Source organism: Azospirillum sp. B510 (genome assembly GCF_000010725.1).
Lineage (GTDB): Bacteria > Pseudomonadota > Alphaproteobacteria > Azospirillales > Azospirillaceae > Azospirillum > Azospirillum lipoferum_B.
In genome coordinates, this window is record NC_013854.1 from 2,676,317 (window position 1) to 2,698,353 (window position 22,037).

Consider the following 22,037-nt stretch of genomic DNA (forward strand, 5'->3'; position numbering starts at 1 on the left):
TCGCAACTCGCTCCCGTCGTGAGGAGGATGCGTCGTGACGACTCGCCTTTCGCTCTTCAACAGCCCGCTGCTGCTCGGCTTCGACCAGTTCGAGCGGACGCTCGACCGGATCGCCAAGAATTCGGCCGAAGGCTATCCCCCCTACAACATCGAGCAGATCGGCGATGACGGCCTGCGCATCACGCTCGCCGTGGCCGGCTTCACCTCCGAGGACCTGTCGGTCCAGATCGAGGACAACCAACTGGTCATCCGTGGCCGCCAGACCGACGACAAATCGCGCGTCTACCTGCATCGCGGCATCGCCGCCCGGCAGTTCCAGCGCAGCTTCGTCCTGGCGGAGGGGATCGAGGTGGTGGGCTGCTCGCTCGACAACGGGCTGCTCAACATCGACCTGACCCGGCCGATGCCGGAGCCCAAGGTCCGCACCATCAAGATCGAACAGCCGAAGAAGGCCGCGGGCGGCGCCATGCCCCGCACCATCGACGTGTCGGCCGACGGCCGGGACGACTGACGGCGGCCATCCGATCCCCCGTTGATCCTGTCCCCGCTTTTATCTGATCCAGGTCACGGCCATCCTTCGGTTTTTCCGACATTCTATGCTTGCGGCCGCCCATGACGGGGAGCCGCCGGAGATCACCATCATGATGAACGACACTCACAGCCAGTTGCGCCAGCTGTCGTCCCAGGATTTCGCCAGCTTCGGCCTGGGCGACGTCGCCTATGTCCGGCCGGTCGAGATGGAAGGCACCGCCGCCTTCGCGATCCATGCCGCCGATGGCACGCCGCTGAGCGTCGTCGCCGACCGCGAGCTGGCCTTCGCCGCCATCATCCAGAACGACATGGAACCGGTCAGCGTCCACTGAGCCCCCGCAGCGACGCGCCCGCCACCGGACGGGCCCATCGCCATGCCTCAATTACTGATTGATTGTTGCGCTTTTCCGTTGCAACAGACAGCATCTCGATCCTTGTCAGCCCTGACTCCTGTTGTAAGGTAAGCTCAGCGATAATCGCCCATACGGGATGCGAAGAGCAATTGGGGGACGGTCGGTTGGACGGTGGGGCAAGCGAAACGGTGACGGATGCGAAGTCCGCTCCCGACATGGAAAAGCGCAGAGCCTGGGACGACGAGGCTCGTGACTCCCTGCATATTCTGCCCTTGTCAGCGATCCCGCTGGAAACCCCTGGGTTGCAGCACGCCCGGCTTATCAAGAATGTCCGGCTGCAAACCGTGGTGGAGATGTTCCGCGACGCCCAGGCCGGCAGCGGCCAGGTGGCGCCCCGCCATCTCCCCCCCTATTTCGAATCCAACAAGGATGAGATCGAACGCGATCTGATCAAACTGGAAAAGATCGGCACCGCGTCCAGCTTCGATGTCTATTCCTCACGGATCGAGCTACGGCGGCTGAACATCGACGTCAACAATGTCGAATCGCTGACCCTGTCCGACCGCAAGAAGGCCGAGCTGACCAACTACATGCGGGTCTTCACCCGGCCGTTGATGGAATATGTCTATGGAACGGAGGAGCTCCACGTCTCCGACGTCACCGACATCATCCAGCTGTTCGCCAATCCCAACCGGGACGAGGCTCTGCGTAATCTGCGCATGATGGCCGACCGGTTGGACATCGGCCTGAACGAGATCCCGCAGTTCCTGGAGGAATATGGCGACATCTTCCTGTCGCTGGCCTATTTCCGCAAATGCCTGGACGAGATCGTGCCGGAGGTCCAGCGTTTCGTCACCTGGATGGGGGAAATCCGCAGTTCCGCCGAAGTGAAGCGCGATTCCCGGCAGATGCGGATGCTCGACGATATCGCCCGCGACCTGACCGACATCTCCACCTCGATCACCGGCCGGTTCGAGAGCTTCGACAACCGCTCCAAGGATTTCTGGAGCGACATCAACGCCGATACCTTCCGGTCGATCCGCGAACTGATCTCCTCCCACCATGTCACCATCGGCGGGGTGCTGTGCGGTCTGGCGGTCAAGATGACCCTGTGGAAACACCGCTTCGCCCGCGGCGGCGGCGGGCCCAACCGACGCATGGAATTCGTGAAGTCGGAGATCCTGCCCGGCCTGTCGCACATCAAGGCGCTGGAACAGTCGGCACGCACCGGACACCTGTAGGGGGAAGGCGTCGCCAGCGGCACGCCTTCTTCCCCTCAATCCATCGACAACATCTTTCCGACACCATTATCGAACAGGATGGTGGCGAACAGCGTCAGGATCGGGACCAGAAACATCAGCCCGATGACGCAGCGCACGATCAGATCCTTGCGGCGGACGGAACGGCAGAGCGGGCAATCATTGGGACCATGCCCGTAATCGGACCCGCAATAGGGGCAGGCGGTGGTTTCGACCATGGCGGATGGACTTTCAGCACGGGACGACGGCCCTGGAACCGACGCCATTCTGAACCCGCGACCCGGTCAAACGTCATGAAATCCCTGTCATACTTAAGGCTTTTCCGGCCCGAGGCCCAACGGCGACTCCCGGCCGGCTCAGGCCGCCCGCTCCAGCGGAACCAGCCCGGCGACGCTGCGGCCGAACTGCGCGACGAAGCGGTCACGCTCGGCACCGGCCAAGCTGAAGGTGACATGCAGGCGACCATCCGGACCGGGCTGCGCCGCGCGCACGACGGCGGGAACCGGCTCCAGACCCGGCAGGGCGATGCGCAAGGCGCTCCCTTCCTTCAGCCCATCCCAGGCCTCCCGCGGCAGGCCGCTCAACTGGGCGCCGCCTTCCGACGCGTTGTCGACCGTCACCGGCACCTCTCGCCCGCCGACCACCAGCCGGCCGGCGCGGTTCAGCGGATAGCGCGGCGCGGCGCGGCGGTTCACCTCCGGCGTCGCCGTACGGATCGCCTCGATCAGGACGCGGCGCAACTGGTCGATGCTGGTGGCGACACGGGCGGACAGGCCGTTGACCTCGACGGCGCGCTCGCCGGTTGTCCCCGCTTCCTGAGAGACCGCGGCGATGCGGGTCGCCACCTCCTGCGCGGCGTTTGAGGTCTGGACGACGTTGCGGGCGATCTCTCCGGTCGCCGCCTCCTGCTCCTCGATGGCGGCGGCGACGGTGGCGGACACGGTTTCGACACCGCGCACCCGATCGGCGATGGCGCGCACGGCGTTCACCGCCTCGGCCGTGGTGGCCTGGATGGCGGCGATCTGGCTTTCGATCTCGTCGGTCGCCCGCGCGGTCTGGCCGGCCAACAGCTTCACCTCGCTGGCCACCACGGCGAAGCCCTTCCCCGCCTCGCCCGCCCGTGCCGCCTCGATGGTGGCGTTCAGCGCCAGCAGATTGGTCTGGCCGGCGACGTCGTTGATGAGATTGGTCACCTCGCCGATGCGGGTGACGGCGTCGGCAAGACGCTGGATGGTCTCCTCGGCCCGGACCGAGGCGTCGACGGCGTCGCCGGTCATCGTCGTCGCGGTGCCGATCTGCGTCGCGATCTCGCGGATCGAGGCGCTGAGCTGCTCCGACGCGGCGGCGACGGTCTGGGCGTTCGACAGGGCCTGGGTCGCGGCGGCGGCGACATTCTGGCTGTTGTCGCTGACCGCACGGGCGGACTCGGCCATGCGGGTGGCGTTGTCGGCCATCTGGTTGGTCTGGCTGGCGACCACATCGACGGCGTTCGACGCCTCGGTCTCCACCGTTTCGGCCATGAGCAGCAGGGCGGCCTGCTTCTCGCGCTCCGACCGTTCGCGCTCCTCGTCGCGCTGGCGCCGCAGCCGTTCGGCCTCCTCCGCATTCTCCTTGAAGACGCGCAAGGCGCGGGCCATCGCGCCGATCTCGTCGCCACGGTCGGCACCGGGAATGGCGACGGCGAGATTGCCCTGCGCCAGCGTCCGCATCGCCGCGGTCAAGTGACCGACCGGCCGCACCACCCGCAGCCGGATGCCAATCACGCCCAGCATCAGAACCGCCAGCACCAGGGCCGAAACCCCCCACACGGCGGCCATGAACAGGCGCTCCCGGTCGTCGGCATAGACCTCCGTCTCGCTGTTGTAACGGTTGGCATCCTCGACGATCCGGTCGATGACGGCGCGATGGGCGGCATAGGCGTCTGCGATGACCGCGTAGGAGGCGCGCGCCGCCGCGTCGTCCTTGCGGACGAGCGCCGGCAGGAACTTGGTCTCGACCTCGGTCCAGAAACGCATCACCGGCGCGTGGGATGTCCGGGTCAGTTGTTCGAGCAGGGGGGGATCGAAACTTTCCTTCAACCAATATTCATGGCGCTCGTCGTAATCCTTGCGCAGCTGCGCCAACCGGGCCCGGCGCTGATCGATCGACGCCGGGTCGTTCATCGCCAGCGTCGCCTCCAGATAGGCTTCGATCACATATTCCGGCGGCGGCAGGATGTCGGCGATCAGGTCCTTGCCCAGCACGATGCGCTGGTAGATCGGCCCCCCCACCTTCAGTTCCCGGATCGCCAGCGCGCCGGTGACCACCACCGCCAGGAAACCCAGCGTGACCACCACCCCGAACAGATTGGTCAACGCGGCAATCCGGAGTTTCTTCAACATGTTGCAACCCCTGCACGGAACCGAAGGCAAAAGGCTGCTTCTCAGAATACACCAGAGGTGACAAGTTAAAAACTTGCTCGATTATCGTGACAGAAAGAGATGACGCCCTGTTGCGCTCTTTGCCTGCGGAATGTGCGGGGTCTGCACAAAACAAGACCAAAGAATAGGTGCCAAGCTCAAGCCAGGACCAAGGTGCCAACCCAGCCGACCAGGGCGAGAATCACCAGCATCACCAGCAAGGCCACGATGACGGCGTTGGTGCGGCGAATCGAGAGGCAGCGCGGGCAGCCCTCCTCGGCAGCGGGGTAGCGATGGGCGCAGCGGGCGCAGCGGACAAGCTGTTCGGTTCCGGTCTGGTCCGTCATTGGCGGGTTCCATGGAGTCGGGAGACTGGGAGGCGCCATGGATAGCACGACAGCCAGCCCGCATCCATCGGCAGGGAGCCCGTCGCCCGGCCGCCCGTCAATCGGCCGCGGTGGTCTCGATCGGTGAGGTGGCGCGCAGTTCCGCCGCCTGCGGACGGCGCGGACTGTGGTCGAGCGGCTCCAGCAGCGGCATCTCCGCCCCCTCCGGAGCCGCATGCAGGTCGCGGAAGCGGCGGGCGCTGACCAGCACCCGCGATTCCAGCGTGCCGACCGCGCTGTTGTAACTGCCCACCGCCTTGTCAAGCTGCCCGCCCAGCCGTTCCATATGGCCGCCCAGGTCGGCCAGCCGCTTGTACAGCTCGGCGCCGAGAGCGCTGATTTCGCGGGCATTGTCGGCCAGCCTCTCCTGGCGCCAGCCATAGGCGACGGCCCGCAGCAGCGCGATCAGCGTCGTCGGGGTGGCGAGGATCACACGGTGGTCGATGCCGGCCTCGATCAACGCCGGATCCTGCTCCAGCGCCGCCGAGAAGAAATTCTCGCCGGGCAGGAACAGCACGACGAATTCCGGGCTGTCCGCGAACTGGTCCCAATAACCCTTGGTGCCGAGCTGCTTCATATGGTCGCGCACATGGCGGGCGTGGCGGGCCATGCCGTCGCGCCGCGCCACCTCCTCCGTCGCCTGGATACCGTCGAGATAGCCCTCCAGCGGCGTCTTGGCATCGACCACGATGGTCTTGCCGCCGGGCAGCGTGACGATCAGGTCGGGGCGCAGCCGGCCGCCATCCACCGAAAGCTGTTCGACGAAGTCGCAATGGTCGAGCATGCCGGCCATCTCGCAAACCCGGCGCAGCTGGATCTCCCCCCAGCGCCCGCGCGCCGCCGGGCTGCGCAGCGCCCGGACGAGGTTGCCGGTCTCCGTCCGGAGCGCGCTCTGGCTTTCCACCAGCGACAGCACCTGCTGCTTCAGCCCCTCATAGGCGCCGGCCCGCGTGCTTTCCAGCTCGCGGATCTGACGGTCCATCGCGTCCAGGGTCTGGCGCACCGGATCGACGATGGCGGCGATGGCGGTCTGGCGCTTGTCCAGGTCGCCCTTCGCCTGCTCCTGGAAGCCGGCCAGCGTCTCGCGCGCCAGATCGAGGAAGCTGCGGTTGTTCTGATGCAGGGCCTCGGCCGACAACGCCTTGAAGCTGTCGGCCAGCGCCGCCTGGGCACGCTCCAGCAGCGCCATCTTCTCCGCCGCCGCCGTCCGTTCGGCCTCCAGCCGGGTGGAGAGCTGGGCATGGCGTTCGCGGGCGGCGGCGACCTCGCCATGCAGGCGGGCGATCTGATGGTCGCGCGCCTCGATCTCCTCGCGCAGATCGTCCTCGCTCCGTTCGGCGAGGTCGAGGCGGGTGGCGAACTCCGCATGCAGGGCGGCGGCGGCGGCCTCGGTACGCCCGGCGGCGGCGCGCGACACCGCCCAGGCGGCGGAGACGCCCAGCAGCAATCCGGCCGCAAGCCCGATCGCCAGCGACAGGCCATCCACCACGATCCCGTTGACCAGGAACTGTGTCACCCCCCATCCCCCGCGTTTTCGATCCATGATCGGCGCCATCATCGCGCAAGCCGGCACAGCCTATCGGAACGAAACGGGAATTGGAACAGGGCGCGAACGGCATCAAACCAGCTCGCGGCAGCCGCGACGGCCGGGCCGGCGCTTTCTCCGCTTGCCCAACCAAGGATGTCGCGCCATATCGGAAGCCATGCCGAACGACCCCATCCCCGACGACAAATCTTCCGATTGCGGCCCCAACTGCGGCGGCCCGCGCGTCCGCGCCATTCCGCCCGGCGAGGACCGCGAGCGGCTGATGTGCCCGGATTGCGGCTACATCGCCTATCAGAACCCGCTGATCGTGGTCGGCGCGGTGGCGACCTGGGAGGATGGCCGCATCCTGCTGTGCCGCCGCGCCATCGAACCGCGCAAGGGCTTCTGGACCCTGCCCGCCGGCTATATGGAGGAGCGCGAGAGCACGCGGGAAGGTGCCGCCCGCGAAGCCTGGGAAGAGGCTCGGGCCCGCATCGAGATCGACCATCTGCTGGCGATCTACGACATCCCGCGCATCAGCCAGGTCCAGATGATCTTCCGCGCCCGCCTGATCTCCCCCGAGGTCGAGCCCGGCCCGGAAAGCCTGGAGGTCGGCCTGTTCGCCTGGAACGAGATTCCGTGGGGCGAGCTTGCCTTCCCCACCGTCATCTGGGCCTTGCGCGAGCATCGCGAACGGCTGGGCCGGTCTGACTGCGCCCCGGCGGTCAACCCCACCCCCGACGCGCTGGCGCGCTGGGAAAAGATGCTGTAGGCGGCGGCGAAAGCCGCCTATCTCCCCTCCGCCGGGAATTTCGCCACCAGCTCCCGCTCCGCCCCGTCGCGCCGGATGGTCAGCGGCAGCCAGGTGCCCGGCGCCTGACGGCGGATCAGCGCCACCAGATCGGCCGGCGCGTGCACCGGCATACCGGCGGCGATCAGGATGCGGTCGCCGGGGCGCAGGTCCGCCGCCGCCGCCACGCTGCCGGCGCTGACCGCCCCCACCGTGATCCCCTCCGGTCCGGGGTCGAGCTGGACGCCCAGCTTGGGGCGCGGCGGCTCGGCATCCTCGCGCTCCGGCCCCAGGCCGAAGACGGCGTCGGCGATGCGGCCGTCCAGCTCGTCGCAATCGCGGTCGGCATCCCACGGCAGCAGCACGGCGGCATCGGCGATGCCGAGGTCGGCCAGCTGGTGGGGAACGCCATCGCGGCCGGCGACATGGCCTTCGCCCAGGATGCCGATCACGCTGCGCCCGGTGGCGCGGCGGGTCTCGGCGATCCTCTCCGCCATCGCCCGGTCCCACACCCCCTGCGCCTCGATGAAGCGCTTGGCGGCGCTGTCGGCCACATCGGCGGCGGTATCGGCGCGGGCTGCGGAACGGGCTTCCGACCGGTCATGCGCCGCCAGCGTCTCGGTCAGGCGGGTGCGATAGGCCTCGGTCGGCGGGGCCGGCGTGCCGACGCCCTCGCGCTCCGCCTCCGGGATGGTGGCCCAGCCGTTGCGGGCGGTGCGGCTGATCAACGAGCGCTCCACATTCAGCGCCACCACCGGCAGCCGGTGCAGGCGGGCGAATTGCAGGATCGGCAGGTAGAATTGCGGGTCGAAGCCCCAGACCGTACGCCACTCCATCGCCTTCAGGAATTCGCCTTCCGTCATCCCGCCCGCCGTCCAGCGGTCGAGCACCGGCTGCAACCGCCGGGGCAGCATCTCCATCCCGATGGCGAGGTCGGGGTTCAGCGCATGCAGCCCGGCCAGGGTGTGGAGCTGCCAACGGTGATGGTCGGGCTTGTCATGCTGTTCACCCAGCAGGACCACCGGCGCCTCCGACAGGCGACGCATCAGCGGAACCGGCTCCATCGCGGCCCCCGTGCCGTCGGCCCAAAGTCCGGGCGGAACGCAGCCGGTGCGCACGGCGTCCCCGGATCCGACATCCGTAGCCCGGGCATCGGCGGCCTGGGCATCGGCGGCCCGGAAAGGATCGGCGAAGGACAGGAACGCCAGCCCCAGCAGGGCGATGAGGCGGCGCGGAGCGGGGGCGGCGAGACGGAAGGGCTGGCGCGGCAAGGCGGGGCTCCGTCGGTGCGGGGATTGCGCCAAGGTTGGCGTGGCGGGGCGCGCCGTCAATGGACAAGTCCGCCGGTTGCGTCGTTCGGCCGCGCCGGAAGCCGGAAGCCGGCAACTGGCGGAACCGCCGGCGGAATCGCGGGCCGGCATACTGCCGGATGACAGGCGGAGCGGCGGCGGTTAGGATCGCCGCAAGCGGTGGACCGCCGGCGGATGGGGCTCCCGATGCCGGCATCCGTACCTCCCAAGGCCGTTCCCAGGGCGTCCGCTTTCCCCGCCGACCGCAATCATTCGTGAAGCGCAGCCGCCATGCCGCACCGCAAAGTCGTCATTCTCACCGGCGCCAGCCGGGGTATCGGACACGCCACCGTCACCCGGTTCAGCAACGAAGGCTGGCGCGTGATCTCCTGCTCGCGCGAGGAGGTGCCGGCCCATTGCCGCCGCGACCCCAACTGGACCCACCATATCCCGGCCGACCTGTCGGACCCCGCCAGCCGCGCCGCCTTCGTCGAGGAGGCCAACAAGGCGCTGGATGGCGCGCCGCTGCACGCCCTGATCAACAATGCCGGCATCTCGCCCAAGACGCCGATCAAGGAGCGGCTGGGCTGCCTGAACGGCTCCATCGAGGGCTGGCACCGGGTGTTCGAACTGAATTTCTTCGCCGCCCTGGTGCTGGCGCGCGGCTTCGCCGCGCCGCTGTCGCGGGCGAAGGGGGCGATCGTCAACGTCACCTCGATCGCCGGCCATTCGGTGCATCCCTTCGCCGGCTCGGCCTATTCGACCTCGAAGGCGGCGCTGTCCGGCCTGACGCGCGAGATGGCGGTGGAGTTCGCCGAGATCGGCGTCCGCGTCAACGCCGTCGCTCCCGGCGAGATCGAGACGGCGATGACCGGCCCGGAATATGACGTGCTGATCCCGCGCATCCCGCTGAAGCGCATGGGCACGCCGGAGGATGTCGCCGCGGTGATCTTCTATCTGTGCGGCCCGGACTCGGCCTATGTGACCGGGACGGAGACCTTCATCACCGGCGGGCAGCATCTGTTCTGAGCGATGGGCGGGGGCTGCGGCATGCGCCCCCGCCCGACCAACCGCTATTCGACCAACCGCTATTTCCCGGCCCGCCAGGCGATCAGCCGCCGCGCCGCCTCGGCGATGGTCTCCTCCGACCCGGCGAAGCTGAAGCGCAGGAAGCGCCGGCCGCGGGCGGTGTCGAAATCGATGCCGGGAGTGCAGGCGATGCCGGTCTCCTCCAGGAGCCGCTTCGCAAGCGCCTCGCTGTCGTCGGTCAGATCCGACACGTCGGCATAGATGTAGAAGGCGCCGTCGGCCGGGGCCAGCTTGGCGAAGCCGGCCTTCGGCAGCTCCTCCAACAGCAGCGCGCGGTTGCGGGCATAGCGGGCGACGTGGCCGTCCAGCTCCTCCGTGCAGTCGAAGGCGGCCACCGCCGACACCTGGCTCAGCGTCGGCGCCGAGATGAACAGGTTCTGCGCCAGACATTCGACCGAGCGCAGCAGATCGTCCGGCACGATCATCCAACCGAGCCGCCAGCCGGTCATTGAGAAATATTTGGAGAAGCTGTTGACCACCAGCGCCTGATCGTTGACCTCCGCCGCGGTGACCGCGTCGGTGCCATAGGTCAGGCCGTGATAGATCTCGTCCGACACCATGCGCACGCCGTTGGCGCGGCACCAGTCGGACAGCGCCGTCAGCTCCTCCCGGCTCAGCATGGTGCCGGTCGGGTTGGCCGGGCTGGCGACGATCAGACCCTGCACCGGCTCGTCCAGCGCCTCCAGCAGCGCGACGGTCGGCTGGAAGCGGTGTTCCGGCCCGGTCGGCAACTCCACCGGGATGACGCCGGCGGCGGTCAGGGTGTGGCGGTAGGCCGGATAGCTGGGCGACGCCATCGCCACCCGGTCGCCCGGATCGAACGCCGCCAGGAAACCGAGCTGGAAGGCGCCGGAGGAGCCGGTGGTGACGACGACCCGCCGCTCCGGCACCTCGACGCCGTAGCGGTCCTTGTACCATTTGGCGATGGCCGCGCGCAGCGGCGGGATGCCGAGCGCGCCGGTGTAGCCCAGCGGATCGCTGCCGACCACGGCGGTCGCCGCCGCTTGCACCACTCCCTTCGGGGCGCCGCTGGAGGGCTGCCCCACCTCCATATGCAGCACCTCCAGACCGGCGGCCTCGCGCTCGGCCGCGGCGCGCATCACTTCCATCACGAAAAAGGGCGGGATGGCGCCCCGCTTGGAAACCTTGGGCTGCTTGCTCATGCTCGTCCGTCTCTAACGATTGTCCGGCTCTGCCGATTGTCCGGGCGGGATCAGTCCCGCTGGCGTTCGCTTTCCACCGTCAGCGCGAGGCTGTTGGCGCGCGGGTCGGCCGCCGTCTGGCAATAGCGGATGCCGTCCTCCGTCGACACCCGGCAGCCGACGAAGCTGACCCGGCCGGGGATCGATTGCGGGCGCGCCGACTGGATCTGCGTGGCGGTGGATTTCTCCTCAAGGGCGGCCGGAAGGGCGGCCGACAGCAGGGCCGCCGGGCCGGCGGCCGGGCCGTCGTCGCCGCCTGCGGTGCCGACCCCGGCGAACAGGGTGCGGCCGACGATGGCGTTGGCGATCAGCGCCGGGGCGCCGAAGCCGCCGCGATCCACGCCCTGGGCAACCAGCATGCCGGTGCCGGCGATGCCGCGGCCGGTGCCGAAGGGCGCGCCCTGGGTGAAGGCGCAGGCGGCGCCATTCTCCTCCGCATCGATCACCATCGCGCCGGCCCCGGCGGCGGTCGGCCCCCTGCCGGTGGCGCCCAGCAGCTGGGCGGCGCGGCTGGCGCGCTCGGCCGGCGGCAAGGCGGCGACCGCCTTCCAGGCCTGGATCAGGGCGGTACCGGCCTCCGGCTCGTTCAGGTCGGGAACATGCAGGTCGGTGATGTCGAAGGGCAGGGTCAGCGTGCCGGCGACGCGCGGCTGATAGGCGCGCAGCTGTGCCGGATCGATGCCGGTGCCCTGGGCGACCGTCGCCGCGAGCGGCCCGCTGTAGAAGGCCCCCACCCCCTGGCGCCGCAGGACCGACAGGGTCGCGGCCAGCTCCGGCTGGGCGGCCACCGCGCCGACGGCGGGGCTGCCGCCGGCCAGCAGGCGGCGGCGCGTGTCCGACTCGCCGGCCAGCTTGCCGCCGAAGGTGGTGAGATCCTGCACCAGCGCGCGGCTGAGGCCGGGGGAGAATTGCGCCAGCTGTTCGGCGGGAGCCACGACCTGCTCCCAGCGCAAGGTGCCGGCGGCGGCCTGGACGGCATAGAGCCCGCGCGCCATGGCCGGCATGGCGGCACCGCCGGGACCGGCCGGACGCGGCAGGAAATCGATGGTGCGGGCCTTCTTCGACGCGGCGTCGAACAGCACGCAGACGCCGCCGCCGGTCAGCCCGACGCGCGACGGCAGGCTGGCGGTCATCGCCAGCGCCATCGCCGCCACCGCGTCGCCGGCCTTGCCGCCCTGGGCGATGATGTCGCGCCCGACACCGGCGGCATAGGGCTCGTCGGCGACGACGAAGCTCTGCACCAGGGCGTTGGTCTTGAACTTGGTGTTGACGCAGCCCGGCAGCAGTGATGCAGCTATGGCAACCGCGCCCAACCGTCGCCAGATTCGCAAGCGAGTGTGTCGCGGCCCGGAGTTCCGCCGGTCGCGCGCGGGGGTCCGCTGTTCCAAGCCGGAGGTTGTCACGGTGCGCATGCCCAGCAGGCTGGTTTCGGTCGTCGCCATCATGTCCATGTGTCTGATGTCGCTGGTGTGGGGGGCGCCACCGGCAAACGCGCAGCGCCGCCAGGAGATGCAGATCCTGAGCGACGCCGAGACGGACCATATCATCCGCAAGATGGCCCGGCCAATCTTCCAGGCGGCCGGCATCGACCCGGAGTCCGTGCAGATCCTGCTGATCAACGACCCGACGGTGAACGCCTTCGTCGCCGGCGGACAGAACATCTTCATCCACACCGGGCTTCTGCTGGACGTCGACAACGCCGACCAGCTGCTGGGCGTGATCGCGCACGAGACCGGGCACATCGCCGGCGGCCACCTGATCCGTGGCGCCGACGCGATGGACAACGCCTTCCTCACCTCGCTGATCGGCATGGGGGTGGGCATCGCCGGCGGTCTGGCCTCGCGCAACGCCGGGGCGGGGGCGGCCGGCATCATGCTGGGCCAGCATCTGGCCGAACGGAACCTGCTGTCCTTCTCCCGCACGCAGGAGGCGTCGGCCGACCAGGCCGGCCTGTCCTTCCTGGAGCGCTCGGGCATCTCCGCCGTCGGGATGGAGACCTTCCTGGAAAAGCTGGGCGTCTTCGATCCGCTGCTCACCGACCGCGACGCCGGCTATCGCCGCACCCATCCGCTGACGCCCGAGCGCATCGACGCGGTCAAGGCCTTCGTCGCCCGCTCGCGCTATGCCAACGCCACGCTGCCGGCGGCGACCGAGGCCGACCTGCAACGGGTCAAGGCCAAGCTCTACGGCTATATCGACCCGCGCGGCGCCCTTCAGCGCTACAAGGCGACCGACCCGTCGCCCGCCGCCCGCTATGGCCGCGCCTACGCCTATTTCCGCCAGGGCGACCTCAAGCAGGCGACTCCGCTGGTCGACGGGCTGATCGCGGACGAGCCGACGAACCCCTATCTCTACGAGATGAAGGGCGACCTGATGCTGCAAACCGGCCGGGCGCCGGACGCGGTGGCCCCGTATCGAAAGGCCGTAGAGCTCGCTGGTTCCGAATCCGGAACGATTCGCGTCTCCCTCGCCCACGCGCTTCTGGAACAGCATGACCCCCGTCTGGCCGACGAGGCGCTGAAAAATCTCCAGATCGCCGCCAAGGGCAAGGCGCAGTCGGCCTTCCTGTGGCGGCTGACCGCCCAGGCCTGGAGCATGAAGCGGAACGACGGCATGGTCGCCTACGCCACCGCCGAAGAGGCGCTGGCGAGAGGCGACATGCCGATGGCCAAGGCCCAGGCGGAACGGGCGGAAAAGCTGCTGCCCGCCGGATCGCCCGGCTGGCTGCGCGCCCAGGACATCCGCGGCCAGACCGGCGGGGCCGGCGGCGACAGGCAATAGCGTGAGCGGCGGATCATCCGTCCGGTAACGCAATGGTCACCGAACCGTCCCCGCCGCGTCATCGCCGCTTGCTATTCCGCGAACATCGAGCGGGCTCCGGAGGGTCGGACGCCCGGTTCCGTCCACGGAGTACACCGCATGCCGTCCGTCCGTCCGTCGTCCTGGCGCGGCGCCCTGCTCGCCACCGCCACCCTTCTGTGCGCCGCCGGCCTGACCACCGTCCCGGCGAACGCCCAGAGCCAAGAGGCCAAGCGCTATCCCGCCACGCTGGCCGGTCATGCCGTGCTGCCGGCCGATACGCTGGTGCAGGCGCCGGCCGATGCCGGGCCGCTGTTCGCGACCTCCGGCAAATTCACCAATCCCGACCGCAGGCGGGTGGACGCGGTGGGCAGCATCCGCGCCACCTCCTTCGCCTCCGACCCCAAGGTCCCGCGCGAGACCGAGATCCTGCTGCCGGTCGCCGGCCAGGCGGTGCAGGGCTTCTCCGCCGTCGTTCCGCAGGCCGATGGCGAGTTCCTGACGCTGACCGACAATGGCTTCGGCAGCAAGGTGAACTCGGTCGACGCGCTGCTGATGATCCATCGCGTCAAGCCCGACTGGCGGAGCGGCGCCATGCGGCGGCTGGACACCCTCTTCCTGCGCGATCCCGACCGCAAGGTCCCCTTCGCCATCGTCAACGAGAACACCACCAGCCGCTACCTGACCGGTGCCGATTTCGATCCCGAATCGCTGGTGGTCCAGGCCGACCGCCTGTTCATCGGCGACGAGTTCGGCCCCTATATCCTGGAGCTGACCAAAGACGGCGTGGTCGTCGCGGTGCATGAGACGGTGGTCGACGGCAAGCCGGCCCGCTCGCCCGACCATTACCGCAACAACGGCCTGCCGGCGGTGCCGGGCGCGGTCAGCTTCGAGGTCCGCCGCTCCCGCGGGTTCGAGCCGATGGGCGTGTCGCCGGACGGCAGGACGCTGTACCCGTCGCTGGAAGGCCCGCTGTGGAACGCCGCGGCGAACGCCTTCGAGAACAAGGACGGCCGCGCGTACACCCGCATCCTGGAATTCGACGTCGCCAGCCGCACGTACACCGGCAAGTCCTGGAAGTACAGGCTGGAGGACAATGCCAACGTCGTCGCCGACATGGCGATGATCGACGCCGGCAGCGCCCTGGTGATCGAACGCGACGACACCACCGAAGGGGCGAGGACCGAGGCCTGCCAGGGCGAGGTGAAGCCGGATTGCTTCAACGCGCCGGCCGCCTTCAAGCGCATCTACAAGATCGACATCGCCGGCGCCGACGCCGACGGCTTCGTCCGCAAGGTCGGCTACATCGACCTGACCGACATCGCCGATCCCGACCACAAGGCCCGCGCCGGGCAGGCGCCGGACGGCCATTTCGTCATGCCCCATCTTGGACCGGAGGGGGTGACCATCGTCGATGCCGACCATATCGTCGTCGTCAACGACAACAACCTGCCCTATTCCACCGGCCGGACCATCGGCAAGGCCGACGGCGACGAGATGGCGCTGCTGTCGGTGGGCGACCTGCTGCGCGCCCGCTGACCGTCGCCGATCGCGCAAAGGTGATATCCGGGCAGGCGCTTTGCACTTGTCCGGATTTGATTGTCGGTTCAGTGTGGGCGGCCTTCGGCTCAATTCCTTTCGTGCTTCGGAGACCGCCCTCATGCGCCCCGCCCTGCCGTTCCTGCGTTCCGCCCTGCTCGCCCTGCCCGTCGCGGCGGTGGCGCTGTCCGCCGCCATGCCGGTCCGGGCGCAATCGGCGGGCTTCGACGGCACCCAGAAGGCCGCCATCGAGAAGATCGTCCGCGACTATCTGATGGAACATCCGGAGGTGATCCTCCAGGCCGTCGACGCCATGCAGGAGCGCCAGAAGACGGCGGAGGCCGAACAGGCCCGCAAGGCCCTGTCCGAGAACAAGCAGGCGCTGACCCGCAACCCGGCCGACGTCGTCGCCGGCAACCCGCAGGGTGACGTCACGGTGGTCGAGTTCTTCGACTACCAGTGCGGCTACTGCAAGGCGGTGCAGGCCGACACCCAGACGCTGATCAAGGGCGATCCCAAGCTGCGCTTCGTCCTGAAGGAATTCCCGATCCTGGGTCCGGCCTCCGTCGTCGCCTCGAAGGCGGCGATCGCCTCGCGCGGCCAGGGCAAATATATGGAATTCCACAACGCCCTGATGGCCCAGCGCGGCCAGCTGGACGAGGCCGTCATCATGCGGCTGGCCAAGTCGGTCGGGCTCGACACCGACCGGCTGAAGAAGGACATGGAAGCGCCCGACGTGCTGAAGGTGATCGCCACCAACCAGGCGCTGGCCGAGAAGCTGAACATCCGCGGCACCCCGGCCTTCATCTTCGGTGACGAGCTGGTGCCGGGCGCCATCAAGCTGGACGACATGAAGCGGCTGACCGATGCCGCGCGGGCCAAGGGCTGAGGCTGACCGTTCCATGACCGGAATGACCGAGCGGGCGAAGCCCTCCATCGTCGTCTTCGATGTCGGGCAGGTGCTGATCGAATGGGATCCGCGGCATCTCTACCGCGAGCTGTTCGACGGCTATGAAGACCTGATGGAGGATTTCCTCGACCGGGTCTGCACCCCGGCCTGGAACCTGGAGCAGGACCGCGGCCGCCCCTGGGCGGAGGCGGTCGCCCTGCTGACGGCGGAGCATCCGGACTGCGCCGAGCTGATCCGCGCCTATGACGATATGTGGGAGCGCATGGTGCCCGGCCCGATCCCCGGCACCGCCGACATCCTGGCGGAGCTGAAGGCGCGCGGCGTTCCGGTCTACGCCATCACCAACTTCTCGGTCGAGAAGTTCGAGTTGACGCGCAAGCGCTTCGACTTCCTGAACAGCTTCGACGGCCTCATCGTTTCGGGACAGGAACGATTGGTGAAGCCCGACCCGGCGATCTATCGGCTTTTCGTGGATCGTTACGATCTCGAAGCGAGCGATTGCTACTTCATCGACGACAACCCCGACAATGTCGAGGCGGCCAAGTCGGTCGGCATGTCGGCGCACCTGTTCGCCGGCGCCGAGGCTCTGCGGCGGGATTTGCTGGCTTTGGGGTTGCTGTAGGGCGGCGCGCGAAAGCCCCCGCCGGCTTCACTCCGCCGCCGCCTCGCGGTCGGTGGCGGAGTTGAAGGCATAGGTCTTCCAGGTCGGCTCATAGCTGTCGTCGGCCTGATTGCCCCAGACCGACCAGTTGGGCCGGGCGCCTCGGGCGAACATCTCCAGGAACGGACCGGGGCTGCATGCCTCGATCAGCTCATACTGCTCGTCGGGCTTGCGGCTGTGCTCGCGCTTGCGGCTTTCGATCAGGTTGACCTGGGTGCGGCCGGGCGGCAGCGTGCGGGCCTTCTTGCCGCGCACACCGAACAGGATCAGCTCGGTCACGTTGCGGAAATAGAAGCCGACGCCGCGCCCGTCGGATCCGCCATCCTTGCGCACCTTGTGCCAGATCAGATTCGTCTTGTACTCGAACCCCCAACTGCGCATCACCTGCAAGCCTTCCGGCAGCAGCGCGTTGGGAACCCAGAGATAAAGGTGGGCGGTCGGTGCCGCGATGTCGGCGACCGGCAGGGCGCAGATGTCCTCCACCGTCATGGTGCCGTAGCGCGACAGGCGGCGATGCTCCGGCGCCATCTTGCCGGTGCGGTTGACGAAGCGCCAGGGCGGGTCCGCCATCACGGTGGCGAAGCGCCGGTCACCGGCGAAGGCCACCAGATCCCGCGCCGGATCCGATGCCGTCGCCACCGTCTTGCTGTCGCCCATCGCTGCCTCGAAATCCTGAACAAATAGGGTACCGGAAGGGGTGCAAACTCGCACGGGGGGACAGCGGCGTCAATCCGGTCTGAACCGCCAAGCCGACGCCGTCACAGGCGGTGGCGAGGAGGAGCGTCAGGGCGGCCCGCCGCTCATTCCTCCTCGCCGGCCTCGGCCATGGCGCGCAGGGCGGCACGTTCGGCGACGCTCACGGTCAGCCCCTGGGTTTCCACACCGATGGCGCGCAGCTTGGCCAACGCCCGCGACAGGGTTTCCGGCTGCATGCCCAGACGCCGGGCGATCAGCGCCTTGTCGAAGGGCAGCTGGAACTGCGCCGGCCCGTCCCCCGGCGGGCAGACCCGCATCAGGAAGGCGGCGACCCGCTGGGGCGCCGGCTGGACCTGAAGCTGTTCGATCTGCGTCACCAGATGGCGCAGCCGGACCGACAGCGACCCCAGCATGCCGAAGGCGATGCGGTCATCCTCGCGCAGGCAACGGGCGAAACCGTCGGCGGTCAGGGTCAGGACACGGGCGTCGGTCACCGCCTCGGCACAGACCGGGAATTTGCCGTCGGCGAACATGGCGGCCTCGGCGAAGCTTTCCGCCGGGCCGATGACATGCACCACCGCCTCCGTCCCATCGCGGGTCAGGCGATACAGCTTCACCCAGCCGTCGAGCAGGACGAAGAAGCGGTCGGCCGGCTCGTCCTGAAGGAACAGCGTCGTTCCGCGCGCCACCGGGCGGACGATGGAAACGCCACCCAGCAGCGACACCGCCCGGTCGGTCAGCTTGGCGAACAGCGGAATGGCGCGCAGGGCGGCGGCATCCTCCGCCGACAAATGGGACGCCGACAAATGGGCCCCTGGCAAATGGGCCCCTGGCAAATGGGAATGATTGACGGTCATGACGGCTTCACCTCCCCGGCCGCTGGCGGCATTGGTGTTGGTGGGGGTGGCGCCAGCCGGGAACCGCGCAGCAGCTTCCAGCCATTGACGACGATCCCGGTCAGGTCCGAGACCATCGCCGGCAGCGACCCCACCAGACAGTTGTGCAGGAACCAACAGGGCAAGGCCACCAGCATGGTGCCGCGGAAGCGGGTAACCTCCGTTTGATAACGGGCGATGCTGATCAGCGCCGTGCCCGCGGCGGCGAAGGCGGAGGGCACCCCGGTCCAGGTGAGCGCCATCGCCAGGGCGATCACCGGCAGGATCGCCAGATAGACGATGCGGAACCCGGGCCGGCTGCCAAGCGCCAGCGCCGCCGCCACCTGCAACGCGGCAAGCCCGTTCAGCGCCGCTCCGGTCGGGGCGCCCACCATGGCGAAATGCAGGGCGAAGCACAGGCAAGGCACAAGCTGCACCAGCAGCATGCCGGTCCGGCTGCGGAAGAAGGGCCAGAGCATGCCGCCAAGCGTGCCGCAGAAGCCGAACAGCTGGGCGACGGACCATCCGCCGCCCTGTGCGGCGGGGAGCAGGTCGGTCAACAGCTCGCTCATACCGGATCGCGCCTTCGACAGCTTGGGAGCAACAAGGAAAAGCCGACAGCGAACCGGTCGACAGAGAACCGGATGGGATGCCGGCCACCCGCCAACGCCGGCCGCCCCGGAGGGCGGCACGATGGAGCGGACATCATCAAAAGCAGAAGAGCGGAAGACACACGCAACGAACAGCCGGGCGGGACTCGAGCCACGACCGGATCACTCACGAGCCAGGACCGCAAAAGCAGCAGAATAAAAGACAAGAACGCACGGCGCCCCCAACCGAGAGCACCGTGCGCTTAAAATCCGGATTCGCACCGGGACACCCGAAGCCAAAGCGGCTCGGGGCATCATCAGGCTTTTCAGCCAAGCGGAGCCAACCGTGATGGAGAGCGTCCGAACGGGACAATCGCCACCAAAGCCGAGGCCCGGATGAACCGGAACCTTACAGGTACTCGACCTTGCCCGCTTCCGGACCCTTCTGGCCCTGGCGAACGGTGACGCGCACCTGATCGCCTTCCTGAAGGGTCTGCATGCCCGAACGGCGCAGCACGTTGACATGGACGAAGACGTCCTTGCCACCGGTGCTGGGCGTGATGAAGCCAAAGCCCTTGTCGGCATTGAACCACTTCACGGTGCCGTCGACCTCTTCGCCGCCGCTGCCGCCGGCATCGTAGCCGCCGCGGTCATAGCCGCCACGGTCGAAGCCGCCGGTCCGCGGACGGGCCGAACGCTGAGCGGTCGACGCATCGACCGAGTGGATGGAGGCCACCTGCGGACCCTTCGGCCCACGGGCCAGGTCACAGGTGATGGTGGTGCCTTCGTCCAGCGCGTCGTAGCCGGCGGCCTGAACCGCGGAGACGTGCAGGAAGGCATCGGGCGAACCGTCCTCAGGCGACACGAAGCCGAACCCCTTGGTGGGGTTGAACCACTTCACGGTGGCGGTGACGTTGGACTTGGTGATCTCGGGAGCGCGGAAGCCCTGGCGGGGCGGGCGGTCGAACATGTGTCTTCAAGCTCATAGAGTGTGCCGAAAGTCTGTTGTCACAGGGATCCGGCCCCAGGTCAAGCCTTCCAAAGGAAAGATGACCGAATCGCTGCCAAATGCCCCACCCCCGACCAGGGCGTGCCGCCCAGCCGGCGCCCCGGACCAGCGTAAGCGGCACCGAAGTGCCGTCCCACGCCCCCGCTTCCCACCAGCGGCATGCCACCGATGGCGCGACTCGGGAGGTTTTACACGCGAGCCGTGCGGATCACGCCCAGCCCACCGGCAGGCTCAACGTGGGATGGTCGGTGTGCCCGTGACCATGCGGATGGATGGGTCGCTGGTCCACCGGACAGCAATGCCGGCAAAGGTGGACGGAACCTTTCCGCCCGCCCGGCGGTCATCCCGACAGCCCCCTCGTCAGGAACCGGGACGGCCAATGGAGCAGCGCTGGCCCCATCGCGCCTCCGGATCGTCCCCCACGCGCCCGCGACGCCGCGCAGGCCGCCGGCCCCGGCCGCTGGTTGGCCTCTGTGCGGCGGAGGGCGCGGCCCCGGACATGAACGGCGGCTGACGCCCTCAGCGCGCCGTGGCGGCGGCGGGAGCCGGGGCCGGCGGCAGGACCGGTATGGCGGTGGGTGGCGTGGTGCGGCGCGGCTGGGACGGCGCCACGTCGGCCGACAGGACGGCGTCACGGTCGCGGCAGCGGTCGACCACCTTCTGGCCGCAGGCGACGAATCCCAGATCCTTGTTCAGGCAGACCCGCACCTCCGCAACGTCGCGGCGGGAGCAGATGATGGCGACCCCTTCCGCCGTCAGGCCGGGGTTGGCCTCCAGGAACAGGCGTTCCACCTGCGTCGCCGGCACGGTCGGACCGGGAACCTTCAATTGTTCCGGGATCGCCACCTTGGCGGCCGCGCCGCGCAGCTTGGCGAAATAGTCGGTGGCGTTCAGGCCGGAGCAGGTCCCGTGCTTGGTCCATTCATGCATCATCAGCCCGACGCTGGGCATCACCGTCATGGTCTGGTCCACCACCGCCTTGGGCAGGTTGCGGTCGCGCGTGCAGGTGGCGGGATAGCTGCCGTCATTGTATTGCGGCCACAGGCCATGGACGACGAAGCCGTATTTCCGCTCGCCGCACTGGTCGGGATCGGGGCCGTTCTTGTCGCGGGCGCAATAGGTCGGCGTCCAGGACAGCGACAGCAGGTAATAGTCGAAATTGCCCGGCTCCGCCCGCCTCTGCGCCCAGGACGGGCTTGCGGCGAACAGTCCGGCAACCAGAACGGACAGGAATGCGGCAGCGGCGCATCTCATGACGGTCTTCCCCACGGATATGCTTCCCTGCGTTGCATACCATGGAAGGTGATTGCTGTCTCTGGGTCTCGACGCCAGTATCACTCGACCGGCCGTCCTTCGGCTGAACGCTCGCGCCTTCCCTCCCACAAGCGGGTATAGTGACCGGCATGTTCACCCTGTCCGCCCCGATCCTGCTGCGCGCCTATGCCGCCGGCATCTTCCCGATGGCCGAAAGCGCCGAATCGCGGGAGTTGCACTGGTTCGACCCGGAACGCCGCGGCATCCTGCCGCTGGATGGCTTCCACGTGTCGCGCAGCCTGCGCAAGACGCTGCGCCGCCGCCCGTTCGAGCTGCGCTTCGACAGCGCCTTCCGCGCGGTGATCGAGGGCTGCGCCGAAGCGACGGAGGAGCGGCCGAAGACCTGGATCAACGACGACATCATCCGCCTCTACGGCGACCTGTTCGATAGCGGTTTCGCCCACAGCGTGGAATGTTGGCGCGACGGCCGGCTGGTCGGCGGGCTTTACGGCGTGTCGATCGGCGGCGCCTATTTCGGCGAGAGCATGTTCAGCCGCGAGACCGGCGCCAGCAAGGTGGCGCTGGTCCATCTGGTCGCCCGCCTGCGCGCCGCCGGCTTCGCCCTGCTCGACACCCAGTTCGTGACCGAGCATCTGAGCCGCTTCGGCGCCGTCGAAATCCCGCGCACCGAATACCGCCGCCGCCTCGCCGCTGCGATGGAGCGCAAGACCGATTTCCGCGGCGTCGATCAGCCGGCGGCACTGGCCGAGCTGCTGGAGACGGCGGCCACGCCCCCCTCCTGAGCGTCTCCCGCCACCGGGAAGCCACCGGGGGTTATGCCGGAAGCGTCACGCCGCCGCCTCCCCCTACCACGCCCGATC

Annotated in this window: 22 protein-coding genes; 10 read left to right on the plus strand and 12 right to left on the minus strand. The window is 68.6% G+C overall.

Going from position 1 to position 22,037, the window contains the following annotated elements:
- The first annotated feature begins 34 nt into the window (after nt 1-34).
- The 3 genes from AZL_RS12560 to AZL_RS12570 all read left to right on the plus strand — a co-directional run bounded on the left by AZL_RS12560 (nt 35) and on the right by AZL_RS12570 (nt 2,125).
- The gene (locus tag AZL_RS12560) at nt 35-511 is read left to right on the plus strand and encodes an Hsp20 family protein (protein WP_012974920.1); all 477 of its coding nucleotides are present in this window, start codon (nt 35-37) and stop codon (nt 509-511) included.
- 130 nt (nt 512-641) lie between these two features.
- The gene (locus tag AZL_RS12565; protein WP_128083401.1) at nt 642-863 is read left to right on the plus strand and encodes a DUF1150 family protein; all 222 of its coding nucleotides are present in this window, start codon (nt 642-644) and stop codon (nt 861-863) included.
- A 236-nt stretch (nt 864-1,099) separates the two neighbouring features.
- Nucleotides 1,100-2,125 carry a hypothetical protein gene (locus AZL_RS12570; protein ID WP_042443087.1) on the plus strand — a complete coding sequence of 342 codons (1,026 nt, stop codon included), beginning with the start codon at nt 1,100-1,102 and terminating at the stop codon, nt 2,123-2,125.
- A gap of 35 nt (nt 2,126-2,160) precedes the next feature.
- Here the strand turns inward: AZL_RS12570 and AZL_RS12575 are convergent, their stop codons facing one another.
- The 4 genes from AZL_RS12575 to rmuC form a co-directional block, all read right to left on the minus strand.
- On the minus strand, nt 2,161-2,361 hold the full coding sequence (locus AZL_RS12575; protein WP_247894209.1) for a hypothetical protein: 201 nt from the start codon (nt 2,359-2,361) through the stop codon (nt 2,161-2,163).
- Nucleotides 2,362-2,499: 138 nt separating this feature from the next.
- Nucleotides 2,500-4,524 carry a methyl-accepting chemotaxis protein gene (locus AZL_RS12580; protein ID WP_012974924.1) on the minus strand — a complete coding sequence of 675 codons (2,025 nt, stop codon included), beginning with the start codon at nt 4,522-4,524 and terminating at the stop codon, nt 2,500-2,502.
- Nucleotides 4,525-4,700: 176 nt separating this feature from the next.
- Nucleotides 4,701-4,889, minus strand: coding sequence for a hypothetical protein (locus AZL_RS12585; RefSeq protein ID WP_042443089.1), 189 nt, complete (start codon nt 4,887-4,889; stop codon nt 4,701-4,703).
- Nucleotides 4,890-4,986: 97 nt separating this feature from the next.
- Complete coding sequence (gene rmuC / locus AZL_RS12590) at nt 4,987-6,444, minus strand: DNA recombination protein RmuC (protein ID WP_148219310.1); 1,458 nt, start codon at nt 6,442-6,444, stop codon at nt 4,987-4,989.
- Nucleotides 6,445-6,631: 187 nt separating this feature from the next.
- Between rmuC and AZL_RS12595 the strand changes: the two genes are divergently transcribed.
- Nucleotides 6,632-7,225 (plus strand): NUDIX hydrolase, encoded by a 594-nt coding sequence (locus tag AZL_RS12595; RefSeq protein WP_012974926.1) that lies wholly within the window; start codon nt 6,632-6,634, stop codon nt 7,223-7,225.
- A gap of 17 nt (nt 7,226-7,242) precedes the next feature.
- Here AZL_RS12595 and AZL_RS12600 read toward each other — a convergent pair whose 3' ends face one another.
- The gene (locus tag AZL_RS12600) at nt 7,243-8,514 is read right to left on the minus strand and encodes a ChaN family lipoprotein (protein ID WP_247894210.1); all 1,272 of its coding nucleotides are present in this window, start codon (nt 8,512-8,514) and stop codon (nt 7,243-7,245) included.
- Nucleotides 8,515-8,823: 309 nt separating this feature from the next.
- Here AZL_RS12600 and AZL_RS12605 point away from each other — a divergent pair, with 309 nt between their 5' ends.
- Nucleotides 8,824-9,561: an SDR family NAD(P)-dependent oxidoreductase gene (locus tag AZL_RS12605; protein WP_012974928.1), complete on the plus strand. Its 738-nt coding sequence runs from the start codon at nt 8,824-8,826 to the stop codon at nt 9,559-9,561.
- A gap of 59 nt (nt 9,562-9,620) precedes the next feature.
- On the opposite strand, the gene AZL_RS12610 is transcribed toward AZL_RS12605, so the two are convergent.
- Nucleotides 9,621-10,784, minus strand: coding sequence for a pyridoxal phosphate-dependent aminotransferase (locus AZL_RS12610; protein ID WP_012974929.1), 1,164 nt, complete (start codon nt 10,782-10,784; stop codon nt 9,621-9,623).
- Between the two features lie 50 nt (nt 10,785-10,834).
- Nucleotides 10,835-12,136: a gamma-glutamyltransferase gene (locus tag AZL_RS12615; protein ID WP_042443092.1), complete on the minus strand. Its 1,302-nt coding sequence runs from the start codon at nt 12,134-12,136 to the stop codon at nt 10,835-10,837.
- A 97-nt stretch (nt 12,137-12,233) separates the two neighbouring features.
- Here AZL_RS12615 and AZL_RS12620 point away from each other — a divergent pair, with 97 nt between their 5' ends.
- From AZL_RS12620 to AZL_RS12635, 4 genes are all read left to right on the plus strand, one after another.
- On the plus strand, nt 12,234-13,604 hold the full coding sequence (locus tag AZL_RS12620; protein ID WP_042443094.1) for a M48 family metalloprotease: 1,371 nt from the start codon (nt 12,234-12,236) through the stop codon (nt 13,602-13,604).
- Nucleotides 13,605-13,742: 138 nt separating this feature from the next.
- The gene (locus AZL_RS12625; protein ID WP_012974932.1) at nt 13,743-15,161 is read left to right on the plus strand and encodes an esterase-like activity of phytase family protein; all 1,419 of its coding nucleotides are present in this window, start codon (nt 13,743-13,745) and stop codon (nt 15,159-15,161) included.
- A 121-nt stretch (nt 15,162-15,282) separates the two neighbouring features.
- Nucleotides 15,283-16,050, plus strand: coding sequence for a DsbA family protein (locus AZL_RS12630; protein ID WP_012974933.1), 768 nt, complete (start codon nt 15,283-15,285; stop codon nt 16,048-16,050).
- 13 nt (nt 16,051-16,063) lie between these two features.
- Entirely contained in the window at nt 16,064-16,693 is a 630-nt protein-coding gene (locus AZL_RS12635) for an HAD family hydrolase (protein ID WP_197540137.1), read from the plus strand.
- A 27-nt stretch (nt 16,694-16,720) separates the two neighbouring features.
- On the opposite strand, the gene AZL_RS12640 is transcribed toward AZL_RS12635, so the two are convergent.
- The 5 genes from AZL_RS12640 to AZL_RS12660 all read right to left on the minus strand — a co-directional run bounded on the left by AZL_RS12640 (nt 16,721) and on the right by AZL_RS12660 (nt 21,156).
- Complete coding sequence (locus tag AZL_RS12640) at nt 16,721-17,389, minus strand: MT-A70 family methyltransferase (protein WP_012974935.1); 669 nt, start codon at nt 17,387-17,389, stop codon at nt 16,721-16,723.
- A 143-nt stretch (nt 17,390-17,532) separates the two neighbouring features.
- A complete protein-coding gene (locus tag AZL_RS12645) occupies nt 17,533-18,234 on the minus strand; it encodes a Crp/Fnr family transcriptional regulator (protein WP_148219312.1) in 702 nt (233 codons plus the stop codon).
- A 47-nt stretch (nt 18,235-18,281) separates the two neighbouring features.
- Entirely contained in the window at nt 18,282-18,875 is a 594-nt protein-coding gene (locus tag AZL_RS12650) for a YgjV family protein (protein ID WP_148219313.1), read from the minus strand.
- Nucleotides 18,876-19,302: 427 nt separating this feature from the next.
- Nucleotides 19,303-19,863, minus strand: coding sequence for a cold-shock protein (locus AZL_RS37510; RefSeq protein ID WP_012974938.1), 561 nt, complete (start codon nt 19,861-19,863; stop codon nt 19,303-19,305).
- A 558-nt stretch (nt 19,864-20,421) separates the two neighbouring features.
- On the minus strand, nt 20,422-21,156 hold the full coding sequence (locus AZL_RS12660) for a ribonuclease T2 family protein (protein WP_012974939.1): 735 nt from the start codon (nt 21,154-21,156) through the stop codon (nt 20,422-20,424).
- Nucleotides 21,157-21,305: 149 nt separating this feature from the next.
- Between AZL_RS12660 and aat the strand changes: the two genes are divergently transcribed.
- Complete coding sequence (aat, locus tag AZL_RS12665; protein WP_012974940.1) at nt 21,306-21,959, plus strand: leucyl/phenylalanyl-tRNA--protein transferase; 654 nt, start codon at nt 21,306-21,308, stop codon at nt 21,957-21,959.
- Nucleotides 21,960-22,037 lie beyond the last annotated feature (78 nt).